20 protein-coding genes are annotated in these 20,176 nt (G+C 43.9%); all 20 read right to left on the minus strand.

Features of this window, described 5'->3' with window-relative positions; genetic code table 11:
• Window positions 1-9: 9 nt before the first annotated feature.
• The 20 genes from fliP to BS333_RS10080 all read right to left on the minus strand — a co-directional run bounded on the left by fliP (window position 10) and on the right by BS333_RS10080 (window position 19,962).
• Window positions 10-873 carry a flagellar type III secretion system pore protein FliP gene (fliP, locus tag BS333_RS09985; RefSeq protein WP_021708880.1) on the minus strand — a complete coding sequence of 288 codons (864 nt, stop codon included), beginning with the start codon at window positions 871-873 and terminating at the stop codon, window positions 10-12.
• Entirely contained in the window at window positions 860-1,240 is a 381-nt protein-coding gene (fliO, locus tag BS333_RS09990) for a flagellar biosynthetic protein FliO (protein WP_033003465.1), read from the minus strand. Before fliO ends, fliP begins: the two co-directional genes overlap by 14 nt.
• A gap of 36 nt (window positions 1,241-1,276) precedes the next feature.
• On the minus strand, window positions 1,277-1,693 hold the full coding sequence (gene fliN / locus BS333_RS09995) for a flagellar motor switch protein FliN (protein WP_021708882.1): 417 nt from the start codon (window positions 1,691-1,693) through the stop codon (window positions 1,277-1,279).
• A gap of 52 nt (window positions 1,694-1,745) precedes the next feature.
• Window positions 1,746-2,792, minus strand: coding sequence for a flagellar motor switch protein FliM (gene fliM / locus BS333_RS10000; protein ID WP_021708883.1), 1,047 nt, complete (start codon window positions 2,790-2,792; stop codon window positions 1,746-1,748).
• Between the two features lie 7 nt (window positions 2,793-2,799).
• On the minus strand, window positions 2,800-3,288 hold the full coding sequence (fliL, locus tag BS333_RS10005; RefSeq protein ID WP_021708884.1) for a flagellar basal body-associated protein FliL: 489 nt from the start codon (window positions 3,286-3,288) through the stop codon (window positions 2,800-2,802).
• Window positions 3,289-3,327: 39 nt separating this feature from the next.
• On the minus strand, window positions 3,328-5,118 hold the full coding sequence (locus tag BS333_RS10010) for a flagellar hook-length control protein FliK (RefSeq protein WP_021708885.1): 1,791 nt from the start codon (window positions 5,116-5,118) through the stop codon (window positions 3,328-3,330).
• A gap of 284 nt (window positions 5,119-5,402) precedes the next feature.
• Window positions 5,403-5,831 carry a flagellar export protein FliJ gene (fliJ, locus tag BS333_RS10015; protein WP_418369077.1) on the minus strand — a complete coding sequence of 143 codons (429 nt, stop codon included), beginning with the start codon at window positions 5,829-5,831 and terminating at the stop codon, window positions 5,403-5,405.
• Between the two features lie 24 nt (window positions 5,832-5,855).
• Window positions 5,856-7,175 (minus strand): flagellar protein export ATPase FliI, encoded by a 1,320-nt coding sequence (gene fliI, locus BS333_RS10020; RefSeq protein WP_021708887.1) that lies wholly within the window; start codon window positions 7,173-7,175, stop codon window positions 5,856-5,858.
• 3 nt (window positions 7,176-7,178) lie between these two features.
• Window positions 7,179-7,979 carry a flagellar assembly protein FliH gene (gene fliH, locus BS333_RS10025; RefSeq protein ID WP_021708888.1) on the minus strand — a complete coding sequence of 267 codons (801 nt, stop codon included), beginning with the start codon at window positions 7,977-7,979 and terminating at the stop codon, window positions 7,179-7,181.
• A gap of 88 nt (window positions 7,980-8,067) precedes the next feature.
• Window positions 8,068-9,123 carry a flagellar motor switch protein FliG gene (gene fliG, locus BS333_RS10030; RefSeq protein ID WP_021708889.1) on the minus strand — a complete coding sequence of 352 codons (1,056 nt, stop codon included), beginning with the start codon at window positions 9,121-9,123 and terminating at the stop codon, window positions 8,068-8,070.
• Window positions 9,116-10,858 carry a flagellar basal-body MS-ring/collar protein FliF gene (gene fliF / locus BS333_RS10035; RefSeq protein ID WP_021708890.1) on the minus strand — a complete coding sequence of 581 codons (1,743 nt, stop codon included), beginning with the start codon at window positions 10,856-10,858 and terminating at the stop codon, window positions 9,116-9,118. The genes fliG and fliF overlap by 8 nt, the downstream gene beginning before the upstream one ends.
• Before the next feature lie 15 nt (window positions 10,859-10,873).
• A complete protein-coding gene (fliE, locus tag BS333_RS10040; RefSeq protein WP_021708891.1) occupies window positions 10,874-11,185 on the minus strand; it encodes a flagellar hook-basal body complex protein FliE in 312 nt (103 codons plus the stop codon).
• 135 nt (window positions 11,186-11,320) lie between these two features.
• A complete protein-coding gene (locus tag BS333_RS10045) occupies window positions 11,321-12,727 on the minus strand; it encodes a sigma-54-dependent transcriptional regulator (RefSeq protein ID WP_021708892.1) in 1,407 nt (468 codons plus the stop codon).
• Between the two features lie 38 nt (window positions 12,728-12,765).
• Window positions 12,766-13,794 (minus strand): sensor histidine kinase, encoded by a 1,029-nt coding sequence (locus tag BS333_RS10050; protein ID WP_021708893.1) that lies wholly within the window; start codon window positions 13,792-13,794, stop codon window positions 12,766-12,768.
• A 198-nt stretch (window positions 13,795-13,992) separates the two neighbouring features.
• A complete protein-coding gene (locus BS333_RS10055) occupies window positions 13,993-15,459 on the minus strand; it encodes a sigma-54 dependent transcriptional regulator (RefSeq protein WP_021708894.1) in 1,467 nt (488 codons plus the stop codon).
• A gap of 286 nt (window positions 15,460-15,745) precedes the next feature.
• A complete protein-coding gene (gene fliS, locus BS333_RS10060; protein WP_021708895.1) occupies window positions 15,746-16,156 on the minus strand; it encodes a flagellar export chaperone FliS in 411 nt (136 codons plus the stop codon).
• A 12-nt stretch (window positions 16,157-16,168) separates the two neighbouring features.
• Window positions 16,169-16,474 (minus strand): flagellar protein FliT, encoded by a 306-nt coding sequence (locus BS333_RS10065; RefSeq protein ID WP_021708896.1) that lies wholly within the window; start codon window positions 16,472-16,474, stop codon window positions 16,169-16,171.
• Window positions 16,475-18,319, minus strand: a complete 1,845-nt coding sequence (gene fliD, locus BS333_RS10070; RefSeq protein WP_021708897.1) for a flagellar filament capping protein FliD — start codon at window positions 18,317-18,319, stop codon at window positions 16,475-16,477. It lies immediately after the preceding gene.
• A gap of 20 nt (window positions 18,320-18,339) precedes the next feature.
• The gene (gene flaG / locus BS333_RS10075; RefSeq protein ID WP_021708898.1) at window positions 18,340-18,750 is read right to left on the minus strand and encodes a flagellar protein FlaG; all 411 of its coding nucleotides are present in this window, start codon (window positions 18,748-18,750) and stop codon (window positions 18,340-18,342) included.
• 78 nt (window positions 18,751-18,828) lie between these two features.
• Window positions 18,829-19,962 carry a flagellin gene (locus BS333_RS10080; RefSeq protein WP_021708899.1) on the minus strand — a complete coding sequence of 378 codons (1,134 nt, stop codon included), beginning with the start codon at window positions 19,960-19,962 and terminating at the stop codon, window positions 18,829-18,831.
• Between the last annotated feature and the right edge of the window lie 214 nt (window positions 19,963-20,176).

Genomic DNA, 20,176 nt, shown 5'->3' on the forward strand with positions numbered 1-20,176 from the left:
TGTGCCAACCTAAAGAGCAAAACTGCCAGCCAATGTGGAGAGAATCAAATTCCACCCGTCAACGAGGACAAATAACATCAGCTTGAACGGTAATGACACAATCATGGGAGAAAGCATCATCATACCCATTGCCATCAAAACCGATGCCACAACAAGGTCAATGATCAAAAACGGCAAAAAGAGCATAAAACCGATTTGGAAAGCGGTTTTTAATTCAGATGTAATAAACGCGGGAATCAAAACAGCCATCGACACCTCTTCCGGTGCCGCCACTTCTTCACCAGACATGCTAACAAACGTCTCGAGATCTTTAACCCTAGTCTGCTTAAGCATGAAGGCTTTCATGGGCACTTGAGCCGCGTCAAACGCTTCACGTGCTGTCACTTGCTCATTTAAATAAGGTTGAACGGCCTTATCATTGATTTCATTTAAGACCGGTGACATAACGAAAAAAGTCAAAAACAGCGCTATACCAATAATAACTTGGTTGGAAGGCGTTTGTTGCAAGCCCATCGCTTGTCTTAGTATGGACATTACGACGACAATTCGAGTGAATGAGGTCATCAAAATAACCATTGCGGGCAAGAAGCCCAGCATGGTCATCAAAGCTAAGATCTGCAGTGTGACTGAGTAGTCTTCACTCCCATCTGGATTGGTTGTCATCGTAAAAGCAGGAATGCCATTATTGACTGACATCGCTCGACTCGACCCAGTATCACTTTGCATGGTTTGTAGCGTCACGTTACTACCCGACGCTAAATCAGTCGGTAAAGCTCCAACATCCGGCTGGGCAAGCGACCAAGCTGAGAACAACATCCCAGCCAGCAGAATCCAAACACTAAGAGCGACGCGACTTAAATTATCCTTTGTCATGTTTTTTTATGATCTGGCTAAATTGACTGGCAAAAGTAGCAGTTTCAGATGCTTCTTCTTTGAGTGGTGATTCTAGTTTAGCTAAATTTTGAATCGATTGACTGGTAATACCAACCAAAAACTGTTCTTCACCCACTTGAACGACAGCAATACGCTCTTTGGTACCAACAGGCAATTGAGTCACAATACGCAGCCCTTTCTGCTGACCAAGCGCGGGAACTTGCATCCGCTTGAGTAACCAGGCAAGAAATAAAATAATACCAATAACGAGAACAAGAGAGCCAAAGGTCGTTGCTAAGTCCAAACTATCGGCGCCTGCAGCCATTGCGCTGGGTGAAGACAGAACACTCGCTAATACTAAATACATCCCTTTTTTACAGGGGCTATTCCTTGAATCATCCATCTAACGTAACTTTTTAATTCGTTCTGTTTGGCTGATCACGTCCGTTAAACGGATACCAAATTTATCATTCACAACAACCACTTCCCCATGAGCAATCAGTGTCCCATTGACTAAAACATCCAGCGACTCACCCGCTAAACGGTCAAGTTCAACCACAGAACCTTGGTTAAGTTGCAGCAAGTTTCGAATACTGATCTGTGAACGCCCTACTTCCATTGAGATGGTGACAGGAATATCCATGATGGTGTCAAGTTTTCGACGTTCATCATCGGTAATTGGATTTGAACTGGAGGTATCTTTCAGTTCCTCTAATGGTGCTGCTAATACTTCATCTACATCAATTGAAGGTGCGGATGGGTCTTCACCAAGCGCAGCTGCCCATTCATCTGCTAACTTTTGATCATCACTGGATGCCATTTTTCTATCCTGCATTAAACCTTACGACTTTTTAAATCGTCGTAAGTGTTGATTAGTCATTCGGTTCATCATCATTCTCAAGCTCAGACATAATATCTTTGCCTAAAAATGCTAAATCGGTTTTCACTACGTGTGGACGCTCAATTTCTTGAGAAATCTGCACAGCCATCTTATCTTCAGAGCGCCCCATTTTGACTCGATAGGTCGGTAAATCTTCAATAAACATGGTGGCATGCTCTGGCATGTCAATTGGAATCACATCGCCGGGTTGCAGCTCCATGAGATCACGTAAAGAAATGTCTTTTTCTAGTAGGTTGACGCGGAAGTTCACCGGGCAATCCATAATTTCTTCTCTTAAAGCCGAACTCCAACGAACATCGGTTTCCATCTTATCGGACTGAACACCCGCATCGAGCAATTCACGAATCGGTTCAACCATCGAATAAGGCATCACGACATGGAAATCACCACCACCGCCATCGACTTCAATATGAAATGAGCTGACCACAATTACTTCGGTGGGACTAACGATGTTTGCCATGCTTGGGTTAACTTCTGAATCCAGATATTCGAACTCCACCCCCATGACTGGCGACCAAGCCTCTTTGTAATCTTCAAAGACCGTTTTAAGCAATAGTTGGATGATTCTTCGCTCTGTCGGGGTGAACTCACGCCCTTCAATTTTGGCATGGAAACGGCCATCGCCACCAAAGAAGTTCTCAACCAGAATAAAAACTAGCCGCGCTTCCATGGTGATCAACGCTGTCCCTTTCAATGGACGAAAGCGAACCATATTCAGGCTAGTAGGTACATAAAGCGTGTTTTGGTACTCACCAAATTTCATCATTTGTACGCCGTTGATCGAAACCTCAGCCGTTTTACGCAACATATTAAACAGACTAATGCGCATATGACGAGCAAAGCGTTCATTAATCAGTTCAAGAGTCGGCATCCGTCCTCGAACTATTCTGTCTTGAGAAGAGAAATCGAAGTTTATTGCACCTTCTTTTTGCCCATCGCTGGCCTCGTCAATGTCATCAACATCATCAACACCGTGTAAGAGCGCATCTATCTCATCTTGGCTTAATAAATCAGTCACGTGTTACCTATTGGATTACAAAATCTGTAAAAAGTACTTTTTCAATTACTGGCTTGCCCACCGCGGTATTTAAGGCAGCTTTAATGTCTTCAGAGGCGCGGTCGCGCAATTCAATTCGCCCAGTTGGTGAACGCAACTGAGCGACAGTCGCTGAAGCAAATGTTGACAACAGGGCACTTTCAATCAGTGGGGAGTGATATCTAGCTAGCTGTTCATTCTCACTACCACGTACCATCAATTGAGCATGAATTTGAACTAATCTATCGTGTTTATCGCCCGTTGCATTGAAAATAAAAGGCTGAGCCAGGTTAACATAAACAATCGGCTCTCCAACTGAATCCACCTGCGTGGGTTGCACAGAGTCGGAGGTTTCTGTCTCGTCAGAGCCCATCAAGAAGAAAGCGGCGCTACCGCCTCCGATGAGCAAGACCGCTACCACAGCTAATATGATCAGTAGTTTTCCTTTTGAAGCGCCTGCTTTTTGCTGCTCTGCCATGTTTATCTCGTTGTAATTCTGTGTTCGTGGGAAGTATTGTTACGCATAAAAGCTAATTCCATCACGGTTTGAAGGTACATTCAAATCCAGATTGACTTCGGCCTCAAAGTTTTCATCCGTCTGGCCAGAAAAGCGCCGCTCTTGAGCACCTGTTTGTTGAGAATCTGCCTGAGTATAGCCGTTCTGTTGCTGGCCACTGCTTTGCTGCTGGACAGAAGAATCTGCAAGCTGCATGCCTTGCTGAGCAAACATCTCCCTCAAACGAGGTAATGTTTGTTCAATCAATTCTCTCGCCTGTGGATTGGATACCGTAAAATGTACATTAGCTAAATCATTATTCATTGCCATACGGATTTGCATTCGGCCTAACTCAGGCGGATCCAATCTGATGTCGAGGTTTTTGAGGTTTTTCGACATCATCATTTGAATTTTTTCAGAGACCTGATCTTCAGCCATCTCTTTCGTCAGCAGGAGTGGTGATTGGACTTGCCCTGCTGCATCTATTTTGACTGCTGGCGATGTTAAACCAGTTTGTTGATTCACAAGCGACTGTAGCTGTCCAGCAAGGTTCGACTGAGAGTCCGGTTTCTCTGCGGCCTCTGATAAAGATTGTAGTCCACTCGCTGCCAAGCCATCTGCGGTTAATTTTTTACTCATCATATCGGTCGATAGCTTAAGCCCTTCTAATGATGGAGCATTGGCTGGGAATGAAACCGAATCTGGCAAAGGCATCATCGCAGATTTATCTGCTTGAGCCTGCATGGTTGCAACTGGCGCTGTCTGATTTGCAGACGTTTGCCATTCATTATTTCCAGGAATGTTTGAAGGTGCCCCTGAAACAGTAACCGATGAAGCGTGACGAGTTAACGCATCATTCAGGGCCAATCTGGTCTCATTTGGCAATGCACTCAATTGGGACAGGTTTTGTTCAGAAACATCAATGGAGAGTTCACCCTTATTGATAGACTCTAATACTGCTTGTTCTTGATCAGATAAAAGCTGGCCTTGTCCTAGTTTGGCATCAATTGTTTCTAACATCTTTAACGCAGTAGCACTTGGTAAAGAAAGGGATTTATCTACATTACCCTGCTCTGACTTTGAAGCATGGCCTTCGGACAGTTCATCCGCAGCCAGTTCTGATGTTTTATTCGCAGCAAGCGGAGAGTGCCAATCAATAGGAAGTGGTGTCTGTGTGACATCGTCATCAAAACTTAGATTTTCCGCCAAACCGTCATCATCGAGCTCTTCGCTTTTCAGTGTCTCTAGATTCGCTTCACCATCCATTACTGGCATATCTTGATCAAGAGGCAATGCCTTGCCGCCATTCATAACAGGCTTCTTGTTTTGTAGCGTCTGTGAAGCTTGTTGCAATTGACCAAGCAACTGCTTCCCTTCACCCATTACACTTTTTGCTGAATATTCAGCATTTTGCTCAGCGTCTGCTGAACTCAAGCTTGAAGGTAAAAGTTCTGTATCCGACCCCTCTAGAGCCGTGGCGGGGAGCTCATCTTGGCTAAATGCCACATTCTCATTCGTATTCTTGCCCGCTACGAGTTCATCGCTATCCTCTGAAGTGATAGACTTTTCTGCCGAAGGCTCATCTACAGCGTGTAAAGCTTCATCCCCTTCAACTGACTTAACCGATTCTGGACGCTGAGAGCTCGGGTTTGAATGTGCTCGGACTTTTTCTGTTTCTTGCGAACCACTAAACACACCCGCTAAAGTCTCAAAAAAGCCTTTTTTTTCTGTAGGTTCAGAGACAGTTTTAGCTACAGCATCAGACCCTGATGTTTTCGTGGTAGCAGACGCATTCGACATATTCACATTCATATAAAAACTCTTGTTATCAGGCGTACAACTCGTTTCGTTAAGATAACGTTTAAGGTCAAAGGTTATATAAACTCAAACTCAAAGAGTAAGAGGTAACGTAAGACTCAGCATAAATTACTTTTCTTGCAAAGATCTGAGTAGATTTAAAGCAATAATCACGCCAACTTATAAAACCAACCAAGAGTGCAATCAAAGCAAGTTAAGTTATCTCTATAGTTTCAAGGTGTATGTCTAAGTGGTCTCACTTTGAATCAAGCATCTTTAGGTCACTTGGGTATATGCCATTAAGCACGAGGTTTCCGGCTATAAAGAAGAGTGGAAAATTCATCCATTTGTTTCTGTTCGATCTTGGCTTGTTCCGTTTGCTCTTTTTTGATGCGTTTTTCAACCATCCATTCGTAAGATTTCCGCTCTTTACGCATACTGAGCCAATAATCCTGACAATTCACCACTTGTTCCTTGAAATGCTGCTCAGCTTCTTTTTGTTTCGATAACGTCTCATCAAGCTGGGTAAGAAATCGATTTAAATGACTGTATTGACTTGCTGTAAGGCCTTCTCTGCCCCGGTCAACCAACTGCTGACAATAGTCCAAGCGGTACTGTTCGATTTGCTTTAGCTGAAGATAATAACCGTCAAGCTCAGAACGAGCTTTATTCAAAGCAAGTAAGGCTTGTTCCTCACGCTCCTTAGCCTGTTCGAGTAAAAACATCATGGTATTAGTCACGATTCACCTCAACTAGCCACTCAGAATGCTCTTGAGCATATTAACGCACATGTCATAAGGCACAGACTCTTTCATGCGTTGCTGTAAGAACTCATCTAATTTAGGTTTAAGCGTAAAGGCACCATCAATCGCAGGATCGGTTCCCGGCTTATAGGCTCCAATAGACACCAAATCTTGATTTTTACGACAAATCGACAGAACCTGGCGTACCGCTTTCGACATAATCACATGTTCTTCAGTGGTAATTTGCGGCATCACACGGCTCACCGATTTTTCCACATCAATCGCAGGGTAATGACCTGCATCAGCCATTTCACGAGATAATACAATGTGTCCATCAAGAATGGCACGAGAGGCATCAGCAATAGGGTCTTGTAGGTCATCCCCTTCAGTCAAGACCGTAAAAAAAGCCGTAATCGAACCCTGCTCAGGGCCACCATTACCCGCCCGTTCAACAAGTGCTGGTAGCTTAGCAAACACCGAGGGTGGGTAACCTTTTGTCGCCGGAGGCTCACCCACTGATAACGCAATTTCGCGCTGAGCTTGGGCGAAACGAGTCAATGAATCCATCAATAACAGTACATCTAAACCTTGATCACGGAAGTACTCTGCTAAGGTAAGGGCAGTCTGACACCCTTTTAAGCGCATTAATGGGGAAGCGTCCGCTGGCGCGGCAACGACCACCGAACGACGACGCCCCTCTTCTCCTAAGATCTCTTCAATAAACTCTTTGACTTCTCGACCACGCTCACCAATGAGTCCAACAACAACGACTTGAGCTGTCGTTCCTCGTGTCATCATGCCAAGCGTCACCGATTTACCCACACCTGAACCAGCAAACAGACCAATTCTTTGACCTTTGCCGACCGTCAATAAACCGTTTATCGCTTTAAGGCCAACATCCAATGGTTCAGAGATAGGTTTACGAGCCAATGGATTGATAGGCACAGCGTTAAATGAAGCACGATGGTCCGTGTAAATAGGCCCAAGACCATCCAGCGGGTTTCCCACACCGTCAATGACACGACCGAGTAACTCCATACCAACAGGAAGCCCGGCATCACTGGTTAATGGTGTCACTTTCGCCCCGGGTAAAATGCCCGTAATTTGCTCACTTGGCATAAGAAACAGATTCTCGCCAGAAAAGCCAACCACTTCCGCTTCCATTTGTCCAGACATCGTCTCGACTAAGCACAAGCTGCCAATAGGAGCTCGACAACCCGTCGCTTCTAAGGTTAAACCAACAACACGCACCAATTTGCCAGAGGCAACAGGACGAACCGTTAACCCTTCAACTTTATAGTTTTTGAGTCGCTCAGCCAACGCGATCATGAGTTACTCATTACCTTGGTGGCGGTTAGCTTCACAGAAGCTGTTTAACACACTTTTGATACGATCTTCCATACGGTAGTTGATACTGGATTCGCCCGCTTCAATTTGAACATCACCTCGATTAAGTGAAGGCTCTGAAACTAAAGACCAACTGCGACTCTCAAGTTCACTTTCACCATAGGCAGTGCGGATAATATCAATGTCTTCAGGGTGCAAATGCAGTGTGATTGGATGGCCGGATATAGGCAGTGCGTCTACCGATTGTTTTACTGTGTCAAGGATGATTTGTGGATTGGTTTGAGCTTCAACATGCACAACTTCTTTGGCGAGACACAACACCATATCTACCAGCTGCTTTTCAACTTGTGCATTCATCAGTTCTAAAGGTTGAGCAAACTGATCGGCCAATTTAATCAACGCTTCAACTTGCTGCTGAATCGTTTCTTGTCCGGCTTGGACTCCTTCTTCTTTGCCTACCTCAAAACCTTCGCTATGCCCATCTTTCAAGCCTGCTTCTTTACCTTTATCGTAACCTTGCTTAAATCCGGCTTCTTGGCCTTGATGTAGCCCTTCTTGATAGGCACCTTGCTTAATCAGCTCAATTTGTTCTTCGGTAAGTGCGAGTACTTGCTCTTCTTCTGGTTGCTCGGCTTCTGGGACCCAACTTGGGTCGTAGTTGAACGCTGTTTCCTTGGCCTGACTCGCTTTCGGATCAGCATAATCCGGTAGCCCCCAACGTTTAGGCTCAATCATCGCATCATCTTCGTCTGGACGGATAAATCCGCGTTTTCTATCGCCAGCCATGTTCAACCTACCCTCTCAATTTAGCAAATACGTCGTGTTTAAACCCAAGTAACCTCAAGATACTTGGGTTTAAATTATTAGAGAATAATTACAAGAACTCATCGGCACCGCCAGACAGCATCAACTCTCCGCTGTCTGACATTCGGCGAGCAATGGATAAGATTTCTTTCTGTGCAGCTTCGACATCTGCCACACGGACAGGTGGCATAGCTTCAATATCATCTCGCATCATATCAGCTGCACGTTTAGACATGTTTTTGAACACTTTTTCACGTAATGTCTCATCGGCACCTTTCAGTGCTTTTTGCAACACATCTTGCGGAACATCACGCAGCAATTTTTGAATACCTTGATCGTCGACTTCGACTAAGTTCTCGAACACGAACATTAGATCTTGAATTTGTATTGCCATGTCTTCGTCTTGATCGCGAATTTGCTCCATCAAAATGCCTTCGACATTGTTGTCCATGTAGTTCATGATTTCGGCGGCGGCTTTTAAGCCACCAATCTTGGCTGCTTGCGCACCGGCCTGACCGGCAAACTGCTTTTCCATGATCTCGTTGAGTTCTGCGAGAGCCGATGGCTGAACTTCTTCTAAGTTGGCAATTCGCATCATTAGATCGAGACGAACACGCTCAGGGAATTGAGAAAGAATTTCTGCCGATTGATCGGCTTCTAAATAGGAAAGTACAATTGTTTGAATCTGAGGGTGTTCGTTGACAATAATGGTGGCAACTTGTCGAGGATCCATCCACTTGAGTGAATCTAACCCTTTTGAACCCGTGCCCAATAAAATCTGGTCGACAAGATTGTTCGCTTTATCTTCACCTAAAGCCGCCACTAATGCATTACGCATAAAGTCTTCACTGCCCATGCCAATATTGGTGTATTTCTGAATATCTTCCAAAAATGCACGATGCACAGCCGAGACTTTATTTTGGCTTAAATCTTTGGCTCGAGCCATAGCACTGCCGACACGCTGAACTTGTTTTGGCTCCAAATGGCGAATGATCCCAGCCGCATCATTTTCATTTAGGCTAAGCAATAGAATCGCTGCTTTTTCTTCACCCGTCATGGTTGAAGCATCAAATTCTACTGGCGTACCTGCGCCATTTTCTTCTTGTGATACAATATCGTTAGCCATTTTCATTCATCCAATTTTTCACTACTTGCGCAGCAAGTTCAGGTTCATTGGCAACCAAGGCTCGAACCGCTTTTAACACATCTTCGTCTTTGTGAAGATTTGGTAAATCAATGCTAGATCCAAATTCAAACAGTTCACCGCTCTCAATATCACTGCCAATGAGGCTGGTTTCACCATCAGCTCCAATAGGTAAACCATCTGGACCATACATCTCTTCATCGTCATCGCTTGCTGGATTGAGCAGTTTCTTAAGGGCAGGACGAACCAGAACCAATACGACAACAATAATCACCAGTGCACTTGCAAACCAACGTACCCACTCACCAAATTGAGGATGTTCCCAAATAGGCGGTTCGGTAAGCGTTTCCATTTCTGGCTCAGCAAATTTCACACTTAAAACGTTTAATAAGTCTCCGCGACTTTCATCAAACCCAATTGTACCAATCAATACTTGTCGAATGGCGTTAATCTCTGCTTCTGACATAGGCGCATAAGTGACATCCCCCGTTTCTGGATTAACACTACGCCGTTCTTTGATCGCGACAGAGACCGTTTGACGATCTAATGTTCCTGTCTGTTTACGCTCATGACTGATGGTCGTATCGAGTTCAAAATTACGAGTGGACTCTTTGCGTACCGAGCCCTGGCCCATGACGGAGCCGTCTTTCATTTGCGCAACATCTTGTGGAATAGAAGCATCCGCAGGTGGCTGATTGCTCAACGCTCCAGGGATTCCTGCCACCATATTGCCGTTGTTGTAATCTTCTAATGCATATTCACTGCGAGTCGCTGGAGTATTAGGGTCAAATTTCTTTCGAGTTTGTTCAACAGCACTGAAGTCCATTTGAATATCAACTTGCGCGGTATAATTGCCGTACCCTAGGATAGGTAAAAGCACAGAGTCGATTTTCTCACGCAAAGCCTGTTCTTGGCTACGCTCCATTTCTTGTTCTTTACGGCGCGCGGCTGAGGCAGGGTCCTGAGAGCCAGAGCTCAATAATCTTCCGTGCTGATCCGTTACCGTTATCCTTGAGGTTTTCATCCCTGGAACTGCACTGGCAACCATATCAACAATAGAGTCGACTTCTTGCTGCTTTAAATTTGCGCCGGTTGATAGGGTTAAAAAGACCGAAGCAGAGGCTTCTTGGTTGTGACGAACAAAGACACTTCGTTTGGGCAACGCTAACAAAACTCGCGCTTTACGCACTTGTTTCATTTCTTCAATGGCTTCTGCTAGCTGACGTTCGCGACTCAATTTTAAACGTTCTTGCTCAAGACGTTGAGAGACACCGAAGCCCATATCTTGCAACAAGATATCATCACCGGCATCAGTAGCCTGATTGACACCAGCACGAACCATCGCCAATTTAATAGAGTTATATTCACTCGATTCAACAGAAACCGTATTACCATCTAACTTGTAATCAATGTGTTGTTGGTCAAGATAGTCTAAGACCGGGATAAGCTCTTCGGTATCGTAAGCGCCCAATGGACGCATTTCTGGTTCTTTGACCCAAAAAAACAGCATCACAATTAAAGCAACACAAATAGAGATGGAAAGAACAAGTACGACTTGCCTTAAAAGGTCAAGATCGCCGACAGCCATATCAAATTTTGAGGCACTTCGCTCTTCGATATCGGTATTTTGGCTTTGTATATCTGAGTCTGTGTGGCTGACTAATGAGCCATCCGTGCCACCTTCCGTGACAGTTAAATCTGTAGACTTGTCGGCCACATTGATTACCTAATATTATACTGGCATATTCATGAGGTCTTTGTAGGCCTCAACGAGCTTATTACGAATTTGAACAGTGGCATCAAAAGCCACACTGGATTTGTTACGGGCAATCATGACATCTGAGAGTGAAACATCAGCATCACCTCGGTCAAAACGAGTTTGTAAATCACCAGACGTTTTTTGAAGTGAGTTAACGTTGTTGATTGCTTTTGTTAGCAAATCACCAAAATCCGCTCCAACCTTTGCACCAGTTGCAACAGGAGTGGTGTTCGTTGCCTCAACCATCATTGTCCGCATTTCAGCCTGAATGGCATCAATTTTCATATTTACTCCAACGTCAAAAATTTGACCACAAGAAATCATAGTCTATAGATAAAGCAACTACCATGCCATAAAAAATTACTTTGCTGGCTTTATTCTCTCTTTGTTACACGAACAGAAACGTGATACCAAAATAAACTAAGACGGAAGATCGATACCTGCATCACGCATTTTAGCTAATTTGTAACGAAGCGTTCTTGGACTAATGCCTAATTTCTCTGCCATTTCCTTACGTCTTCCATTACATTCAATCAATGTTTCCAAAATAATGGCATACTCTTGGTCACGCAGCTCACCGCCCAGCCCTTCGTTGCCTGTCGATAATCGGTTAGACTCTACTTGTGCCACTGGTTTTACATCGGGAGAAGCAGCGTGAGAGTCTTGCACAACAGATTGAAGACTATCTGCATCTTGCCAATCAATACCTTCAAGCAGAATATGATCTGCGCTAATATCACTGTTTTCACTTAAAATCAGCGCACGCTGAACCACATTATCAAGCTCACGAACATTACCTGGCCAAGGGTATTGCAGCAGCTTGTTAAGCGCCGCTTGCGAGAATGTGACGACAGGCATACCAAGTTTACAACAGTGTCGCTCAGCCAAGTGTTGAGCCAAAGGGACAATGTCGCCTGGACGGTCACATAGCGCAGGCCAAGCAATAGGAAAAACATTCAGACGGTAATAAAGGTCTTCACGAAAGTTGCCTTCATTAACGTATTGCTTTAGGTCACGGTTACTCGTGGCTAACACGCGGACATCAAGTTTGATGCTTTTCCGGCTACCTAAACGCTCAACCTCACGTTCTTGCAGTACTCGAAGAAGTTTCGCTTGTAAACTTAACTCCATTTCACTGATTTCATCGAGTAAAATAGTGCCACCTTGAGCCTGTTCAAATTTACCGGGGCAAGCTTGAACAGCGCCCGTAAACGCGCCTTTTTCATAACCAAACAAAGTCGCTTCCAGCATATTATCGGGAATGGCAGCACAGTTTATCGCAACAAAAGGACCATCCTTACGATTAGAAGCATTATGGATATAACGTGACATCACTTCTTTCCCCGAGCCACTAGGGCCAAGGATCATAACGTTGGCATCGGTACGAGCAACTTTATCGGCAAGCGAAAGTAACTTTTGGCTTTTTTCATCAGCCACCACCGCATCGCCATTTTCATCGCTTTTTACCGGTGCGTAACGGCTGACCATATTGAGCAGCACTTCTGGAGCAAATGGCTTAGCCATGTAATCGATAGCACCCTCCTTCATTGCAGAAACGGCATCTTCGATATTGGCGTAAGCTGTCATCAATAACACGGGTAAGTTAGGCCAATTTTGCTTGATATTTCGTAACAGAGCTAGGCCACCCATGCCTGCCATTTGTACATCTGAAACGACAATATCAACCGAATTAGATTTAAGTTTTAATAGCGCATCTTCAGCACTATCGGCCTCTAACCATTCGTACCCTGCTAGCGCTAGGGTATCAACGAGAGCTTCTCGAAGGCCTTCGTCATCTTCGACGATCAGCACTTTACTTTGCACCATTTGGGTTCTCCAGTATTAATAAATATAATGACCAACGATTACTCATCGACTGACGCTCCCTTTAATGGAATGCACATAGTAAAACAAGCACCATCACCTTCCTCTGAAGTCAGTTCCAATCGGCCATCGTGTGCTCGGCATACCATTTGAACAACAGCAAGCCCCAAGCCTGTGCCCTGAGAACGTGTCGTAAAGAATGGTTCCATTATTTTTGCTTGTAACTCTTTCGGAACACCAGGCCCACTATCTTGTACCGAAATGCGTAATTCATTGTTGACAGGACGAAAGAAAACGTCGACTTGCGCTTCCTTACCGGACATCTGGATCGCATTCATGACAAGGTTGCTCAATGCTGAAGCAATAGCATTGGTATTGCCGAAAAGCTCTACCTGCTCTTGCTCAACTTCAAGGCCGTAGTCTATGTTGCTTTTTTGTAGTGCGGTTTCTACCATTGGCTGGTATTCCGCAACAAGTTGGGCGATAGAGAAAGCGTTGATAACCTTATTGTCCCCACCCTTTGCAAACAGCAGCATATCGTTGACCTGCTTTTCTAGGTCATGCAGCCGATCCATTAATTTGCTTTGAAAACGGTCTCGGGTTACTACTGGTAAATTAGGAGCGGCAAGATTCGAAGCGTAAAGCATGGCACTTGAAAGAGGTGTTCTAACTTGATGAGCGAGGGAGGCCACCATCCTGCCTAAGGAAGATAACCGCTGTAAGTCACTCACCCGAGATTGCAACAATCTGGTTTCCGTCAGGTCAGTAATCAAAATTAACTGCCCCGTCGCTGAGGCCGAAATAGCTAACCGAACTTTACGACCGTTACGTAATGAAACCTCATGCCCATCATCTTCACGTGGATCAAACACTGTTTGAATAATGTTAAACCATTTCTCGTTAACAAGAGGAGTTTCAAGGACACGATGAGCCTCCGGGTTCGCTTCTCGGATTACGCCATGCGTATCCAATAAGATAACACCAGCGGGCATCACCTCAAGAACCTGCTTGTAACGCTCAACTTGGTTTTCAACCGAGTCTAAGTGAGATTGGTTAGTACTATTGTCCATTTAAAGCCCGTCGCGTTGTTGCTTTTTATGTTATGTGAAATGGGCATATGCGCTCGCTCTTGAAACGACAAATCAGCCTAAAAGCAACATTTTCATAACGTTATCTTTTTATTTATCAGCATACTATCATATGACAAAGAATTGACACTATCAAAATCTAGCCCTGATTACTTAGTAAGCTCAATAAGGAAGCAAACGTTACCGGTGCAAGTCGTATTTGCGCATTTTCTCCACCAGCGTTGTTCGGCGCATCCCCAGCATGTCTGCCGCTCGAGTCACAACGCCATTTTGAGCATCCAGTGCTTGATTAATCATGTTAACCTCCATATCCGCCAATAACTCTTTAAGATTAACACCCTCTGGTGGTAGAGCATGAGGGGCATTGATATCATTCATGACACCCACTTGTTCTTCCATTTTGAAATCTGCAGAAAAGATATCCTGAAAAGCATCGCGCTCTTGCTCTTCAATTGAGAGCGTTGTATTACATTCAGGTTGAAAATCTGGAATATCACTGTATCGATACTTAGTCGGTAAGTGGTTGATATCAATTAATCCATTCGGATACAGAATAACCATTCGCTCAATCAGGTTAGCCAATTCACGCACATTACCTGGCCAGTGATGTTCCATAAGTGAGTCTAAAGAGCGAGGTGTAAAGCATACGGGTTGTGCCCCTTCATCTTGTAAACGGGACATTAACTCTTGGATCAATAGAGGAATATCTTGTTTGCGTTGCTTAAGAGCAGGCATTTCAATCGGAAATACATTGAGGCGATAAAACAGGTCCTCTCGGAAAGCACCTTCAAGAATCATTTCTTCTAAGTTTCGGTGTGTTGCTGCAATGACTCGGACATTAACTTTAATCGTGGTGTTACCACCAACTCGCTCAAAACAACGCTCTTGAAGCACACGTAAAAGCTTAACTTGCATCGACATCGGCATATCACCGATTTCATCAAGAAAAATGGTACCACCGTCAGCTAATTCAAATCGACCTTTACGTGCAGTTAAAGCCCCTGTGAAAGCGCCTTTTTCATGACCAAATAACTCACTTTCCAAAAGCTCTGGAGGAATAGCCCCACAATTGATTGGAACAAATGGGCCATCACGATAAGCAGAATGGTAATGGACATTGCGAGCAACCACTTCCTTACCTGTTCCAGATTCACCCAGTAACAGGACATTCGCATCCGTGTTGGAGACCTGTTCGATGAGATACCGGACTTCTTGAATGCCTCGGCTTTGTCCAACAAGGCTTCGAAACAGCGTATTTTTGCGTGAACTCGAGATGGTATGAATGCCTTTTTGTCCTTGAAAATCTTTACAATGTCGTAAAGCTTCACTCAATTGAGGGTAGTTGAAAGGCTGCTGTAACTCTCCAACAAAATTAGGCAATTCCTCTATTGAAAAAGGTAACGGAGACATTGAAATTAAAGGAATGTTGTGAGCTTCAGCGAGAAAGCTCTGTAGTTGATGTGCCGCCCGATGTGAAGAGATTGTGCCAATGAAGCACCCATTCCAAGGTTCAGACCATTCAATACTACCTATCTTATCGGAGCTAAGAGTTATACAACTCTCTCCAACAAATTCTAGAATATTACTCAAATTCAAACAATTTGAATTATCGTCATCAATGACGAGTATCTTGGCCAAGCCTTGCATAGAAAAAATGATCGCCTTTATTTGAGGTCATCGCATACAAATTTACGCCAGACCCAATTAATAACAATGTTATTATAGATGACAGCAAAGTTAGCAGCAATGATAAGGCTATAAGCCTATTAATTTACTCATTTTATTTTTAATCAAATAACAAGGCAACTGAGTAAGGAAAAAGGGTGAGCTTTATGATAGCTTTGATGGCGATATTAGAGATATCAATCGCAAAAAAGTACTTTAAGAACGATGCCACCGCTCAGTGGCATCTAATAAAGAGGTTTAAACGATGTTATAGGCCAACTTGGCTGGCCGTCAGATTATGATATTCGTTTGGAATTTGATCCCACGCAGATTTAATATCACGAATAATTTCGATAACATCGTCAATCGGCTGAGGATCATTTTTATGATTAGCGTTTGATATTTGAGTAATCATAAATTCATATAAAGCATCTAAATTGGAAGCAATATCACCACCATCATCCATTGAAAGACAGCTACGCAAAGCAATAATAATGTCCAAAGCCTTACCAAGGCGTTCACCCTTTACAGGAATATTACCCGCTTGCATCGCTGCTTTTCCTTGAATAAGGCGCTCAATCGCTCCTGCCATAAGCATTTGAATCACTTTATGTGGAGACGCTGCACTGAGCTGGCTATCAACCGATACTTTTTTATATGCTTGCAAAGAACCGCGCATACTATTCCTCTTTTAGGTGAATTTTTTATACTGCTGAAGTGAACGTTGACCATATCGGAACTTATTGAGTTCTTTTCCTACATGGTCCGTTTCTATTTGCATCAGCTCAACAATGCTCTTCGTGCGAGTGAGTAGCTCTTGCCACTCAGGCTGCTGCTTCAACGACGGATTCTTGTCCACCATTGAGAGCAAAGTCGATAATAGTTGTTCCCTTGTATCGACGAGATGAAGAATTTCTTCACTATTAATCTCGCTTTTTTCCATTTCTTTTGCAATGAGTTGATCAATGTCACTTATTTTTCTAAAGCTACAGGTCATCTACTGACCCATTGCGCTCATAAGCGCTCCCAATTGACCTTGCATTTTACCGGTTGCATCTTGCATCGCAGCGAATTTATTGTGGGTTCGTTGCTCAAGACTTTCCATACGACGATCTAACGCCGCTTGATCATCTGTAAGACGGTAATTTTGCTCTGATAAACTTCTTTCTCGAGTACGGATGCTCCCTGTGACACCAGTGAAGCCATGAATAGCGTCTTCTATTTGTCTAGCAAAACCCGTATTCCCACCAAAAAAATCACCAAGATCATTGAAGTTATTGTTCAGTTGACGATCCAATAAATCATAGTTAACTTCTAAGTTTCCTTGCCGAGTGGTCGTAATGCCAAACTCGGTTAATGATTGAAGACCAACAGGAGCATCTTCAATACCAGAAGAAAAGATGGCTTTTAAACGTGAATCAGCATTTCTCACCGTACTGTCGCCTGCTAACGGCCCTTTTTGTCCCGTCACAGGATCCACGCTAGAGAGCGCTTTAGAGGTTTGATAAAACGTATTATAAGCTGAGACAAAGTTTTCGATGTCACTGCGTACACTCTGCCGATCATACTCAACACCAATTTCAGCAGGTGGTTTACCTGGCTGCGACTGACCTTTCAGTGTTAAGTCGACTCCTTCAATGGCATCTTCAATAACATTATTCGAACTCGATAGTTTCGCCACACCATCCAGTATAACAACGGCATCTTGACCCGCTTGAACCTGGATCATGCTTGCTTCTGTTTCAAATAATGGCTGCAGTTGCTCAAACTGCTCCTCCGCCAAATACATTTTCTCCAGCCGAGAACGTTCGGTTGGTTCTAATTCATCCAGTGCTCTTTGCTGAGCTTCTTCTTCTGTTAAAATGCCCCGTTGAACTTGTTGTTCATAGGCGGCTCTTTCTGGTGCTATTTTTTGTTCAAGATTGACTTTTTCATCCTGAAACAGCTGTTGTGCTTCTTTAATAACTGCATAAGAAGCTTTAAGAAAACTTAATGTCGGATCACTTAATCCGAGTACATCCGTCGCTGCTGAGGTGATAACGCCAACATCAACCTGTGATTGCCGTTGATCATCACCCGCACTTTGTTGGACGTCAGGGGGTATAAAATTGCCGTTTGCATCCACCTGCTGTGATTGCGGCAAAGTAGACTCTGGCATGGCTAGAGGCCCAACCACCGCCTCAACCGCCTCACGTGCAGCGTTTATCGCGTTAGTACGATCTTGTAAAGTTTGATACTCTAACTTTTTCAGAGGGTTACCAGTAGCAGATTCGACCAAAACCTTTAACTGATGCTTTTCCCCTGGCAAATTAGAAGCCAAAATCAAACGTGGTCCTTCGGTATCGTTAATGACCGATGCTCTAACACCAGAATTTGCCGATGTACCATTAATACCACGTACGATATCCACTAGTTTTGAATTAGAACGAACGTCAACATCAAAACTTTTATTGCCAAACGAAACCTGCAGCTTGCCAGGGCCAAACTTGGTATCTTCAGAGAACGTTTCTGAAGCCACTTTATGACTCTGTGCAAGCTGCAACACATCGATAGCATACTTACCAGCAATGGCTTTGGTTGTTGCAGTCGCAGACACAATGCTGTCATCTGTCGTGTTAACCGTGCGGGCCGCAAATGCTTCAGCCTGACGGAAATTCGTCATCAAACCTTTCATTGTATCCAGTGATTCTCTGAGTCGCCCATAAGCACTGATGCTGGCATCGATCGTCATACGCTCATTATCAATACGTTGTTGCTTGGGCACACGCTCAGCATCAACGATCTTATTGACCATTGCATTAATATCCATACCACCAGAGATACCCATCGGGCCAATACTCATTCACTCACCTCAAAAACGACTTACACTTTTTCCACTAGCAAACCTTGGCTAGCTGTGTGCTCAGCTAGACGACGCAATACCACAAGCATTTCTTCATCAGGGATTTGACGGATTACTTCGCCCGTTGTGGCTTCATAAACCGTCACTACATCTCGACCTGATGCTTCATCAACTCGAAATGCTACACCTTTGTTAATCGAAGAGACAAATTCATTCATTTGCTCAACGATTTTCTCACGCTGCTTGTTATCAATCTCTTGATGGCTCTCTGCCATCTTTGAGGCTGATTGACTTACAGGCTGGCGCTCAATTTGTTCAATCCCATTTAAAGTTGCTGTGTTAGGCGTACCTACGTCATTTCCTTTAGCAAATTTTGTGCCATTAGAATCGCCGTAAGGCTGGATGTTCGATGTATAGGAGGATATTTCCATAACCATCTCCCTTCCAACTTATTGACTTTATCAGTGTATCAATTGAGTGAAAGTATCGCTCAATTGATATCGACTGTATTAGCCTAACAAGCTTAATGCCGCAGATGGGCTCTGTTTCGCCTGTGCCAAAATTGAAGTACTGGCTTGCTGAAGAATTTGAGACTTGGTCATTGCCGTCGTTTCTTTAGCGTAATCAGTATCTTTAATACGGCTCTTAGAAGCATTAACATTTTCATTAATATTATCTAAGTTATTGATCGCATGGTTAAAGCGGTTTTGGAATGCACCAAGTGACGCACGCTGGCTATCCACTGCTTTTAGAGCGCCATCGATGATAGATACCGCCTGCTGTGAACCCGCAGCCGTCGTTACATCAATGTCTTTAACAGTAACATCTGTGCCTGCACCAAAACCAATTTCCGTTGCCAAACCACCAGTAATCGTTACATCACCACCCTGTACTTTTTGTGAAGAAGCGTACATTTGTAGTTTGCCATCTTCACCAACCGATGCCTTTACATCTTCACTTTGGCCATTGATGTAAGTCGCAAGTTCCTCTAGGTCATCACCTTGCTTAGCTGTAATGTCAATAGTTTGATCATCACCATTAACATTTTTGTATGTTAATGTAAGATCTGTATTGGCATCTACAACCCAAGAAGGATCTTGCCCTGCCGCAGCAACATAGCTTTTACCGCCCATTGTAGCCGTATCAGAACGCAAATTGCCCATAGAAAGCATAACCGCTTCCCCTGAGTCTGCACCGATTTGGAAAGACTGAGTGCCGTATGTACCATTAAGAAGTTTATTACCACCAAATGACGTCGTCTCCGCAATACGGTTCAGTTCGTCATTTAACGCCGTCACTTCTTCTTGGATTGCAACACGCTCTGCTTTTGAGTTTGAACCGTTAGCAGATTGAAGCGAAAGGTCACGCATTCTTTGTAGAATGTTGGTTGACTCATTCATTGCACCTTCAGCTACCTGAGCAATAGAAATACCATCATTGGCATTTTTTACTGCCATATCGAGTCCACGGCTTTGCGCATTCAAGCGGTTTGAAATCTGTAAACCTGCTGCGTCATCTTTAGCGCTATTGATTTTATAGCCTGAAGACAAACGCTCCATTGATTTGTTCTGATTTTCAGCCGCTTGGTTTAGGTAACGCTGTGCGGTCATTGCTGGAACGTTAGTATTAACGTTAATCGCCATAATTGATCTCCTTAAGGCTTTCGTTGATGCACCTTCGTGTCTCTCACCTCACTTAGGCACATCTCATTTCTCTCAATCCCTTTAACGGCTATATAAAGCGTTCCTTTAGCGATAAATTTCATTTTTTTTAAATTAGTAGAACAAATTGCAAAATCTGATACTTAGCTTCTTAACTCCTATCTAGTGAAACCATTCTCAATCCCAGATAGGCTGC

It is taken from the genome of Vibrio azureus (assembly GCF_002849855.1).
Taxonomy (GTDB): Bacteria; Pseudomonadota; Gammaproteobacteria; order Enterobacterales; family Vibrionaceae; genus Vibrio; species Vibrio azureus.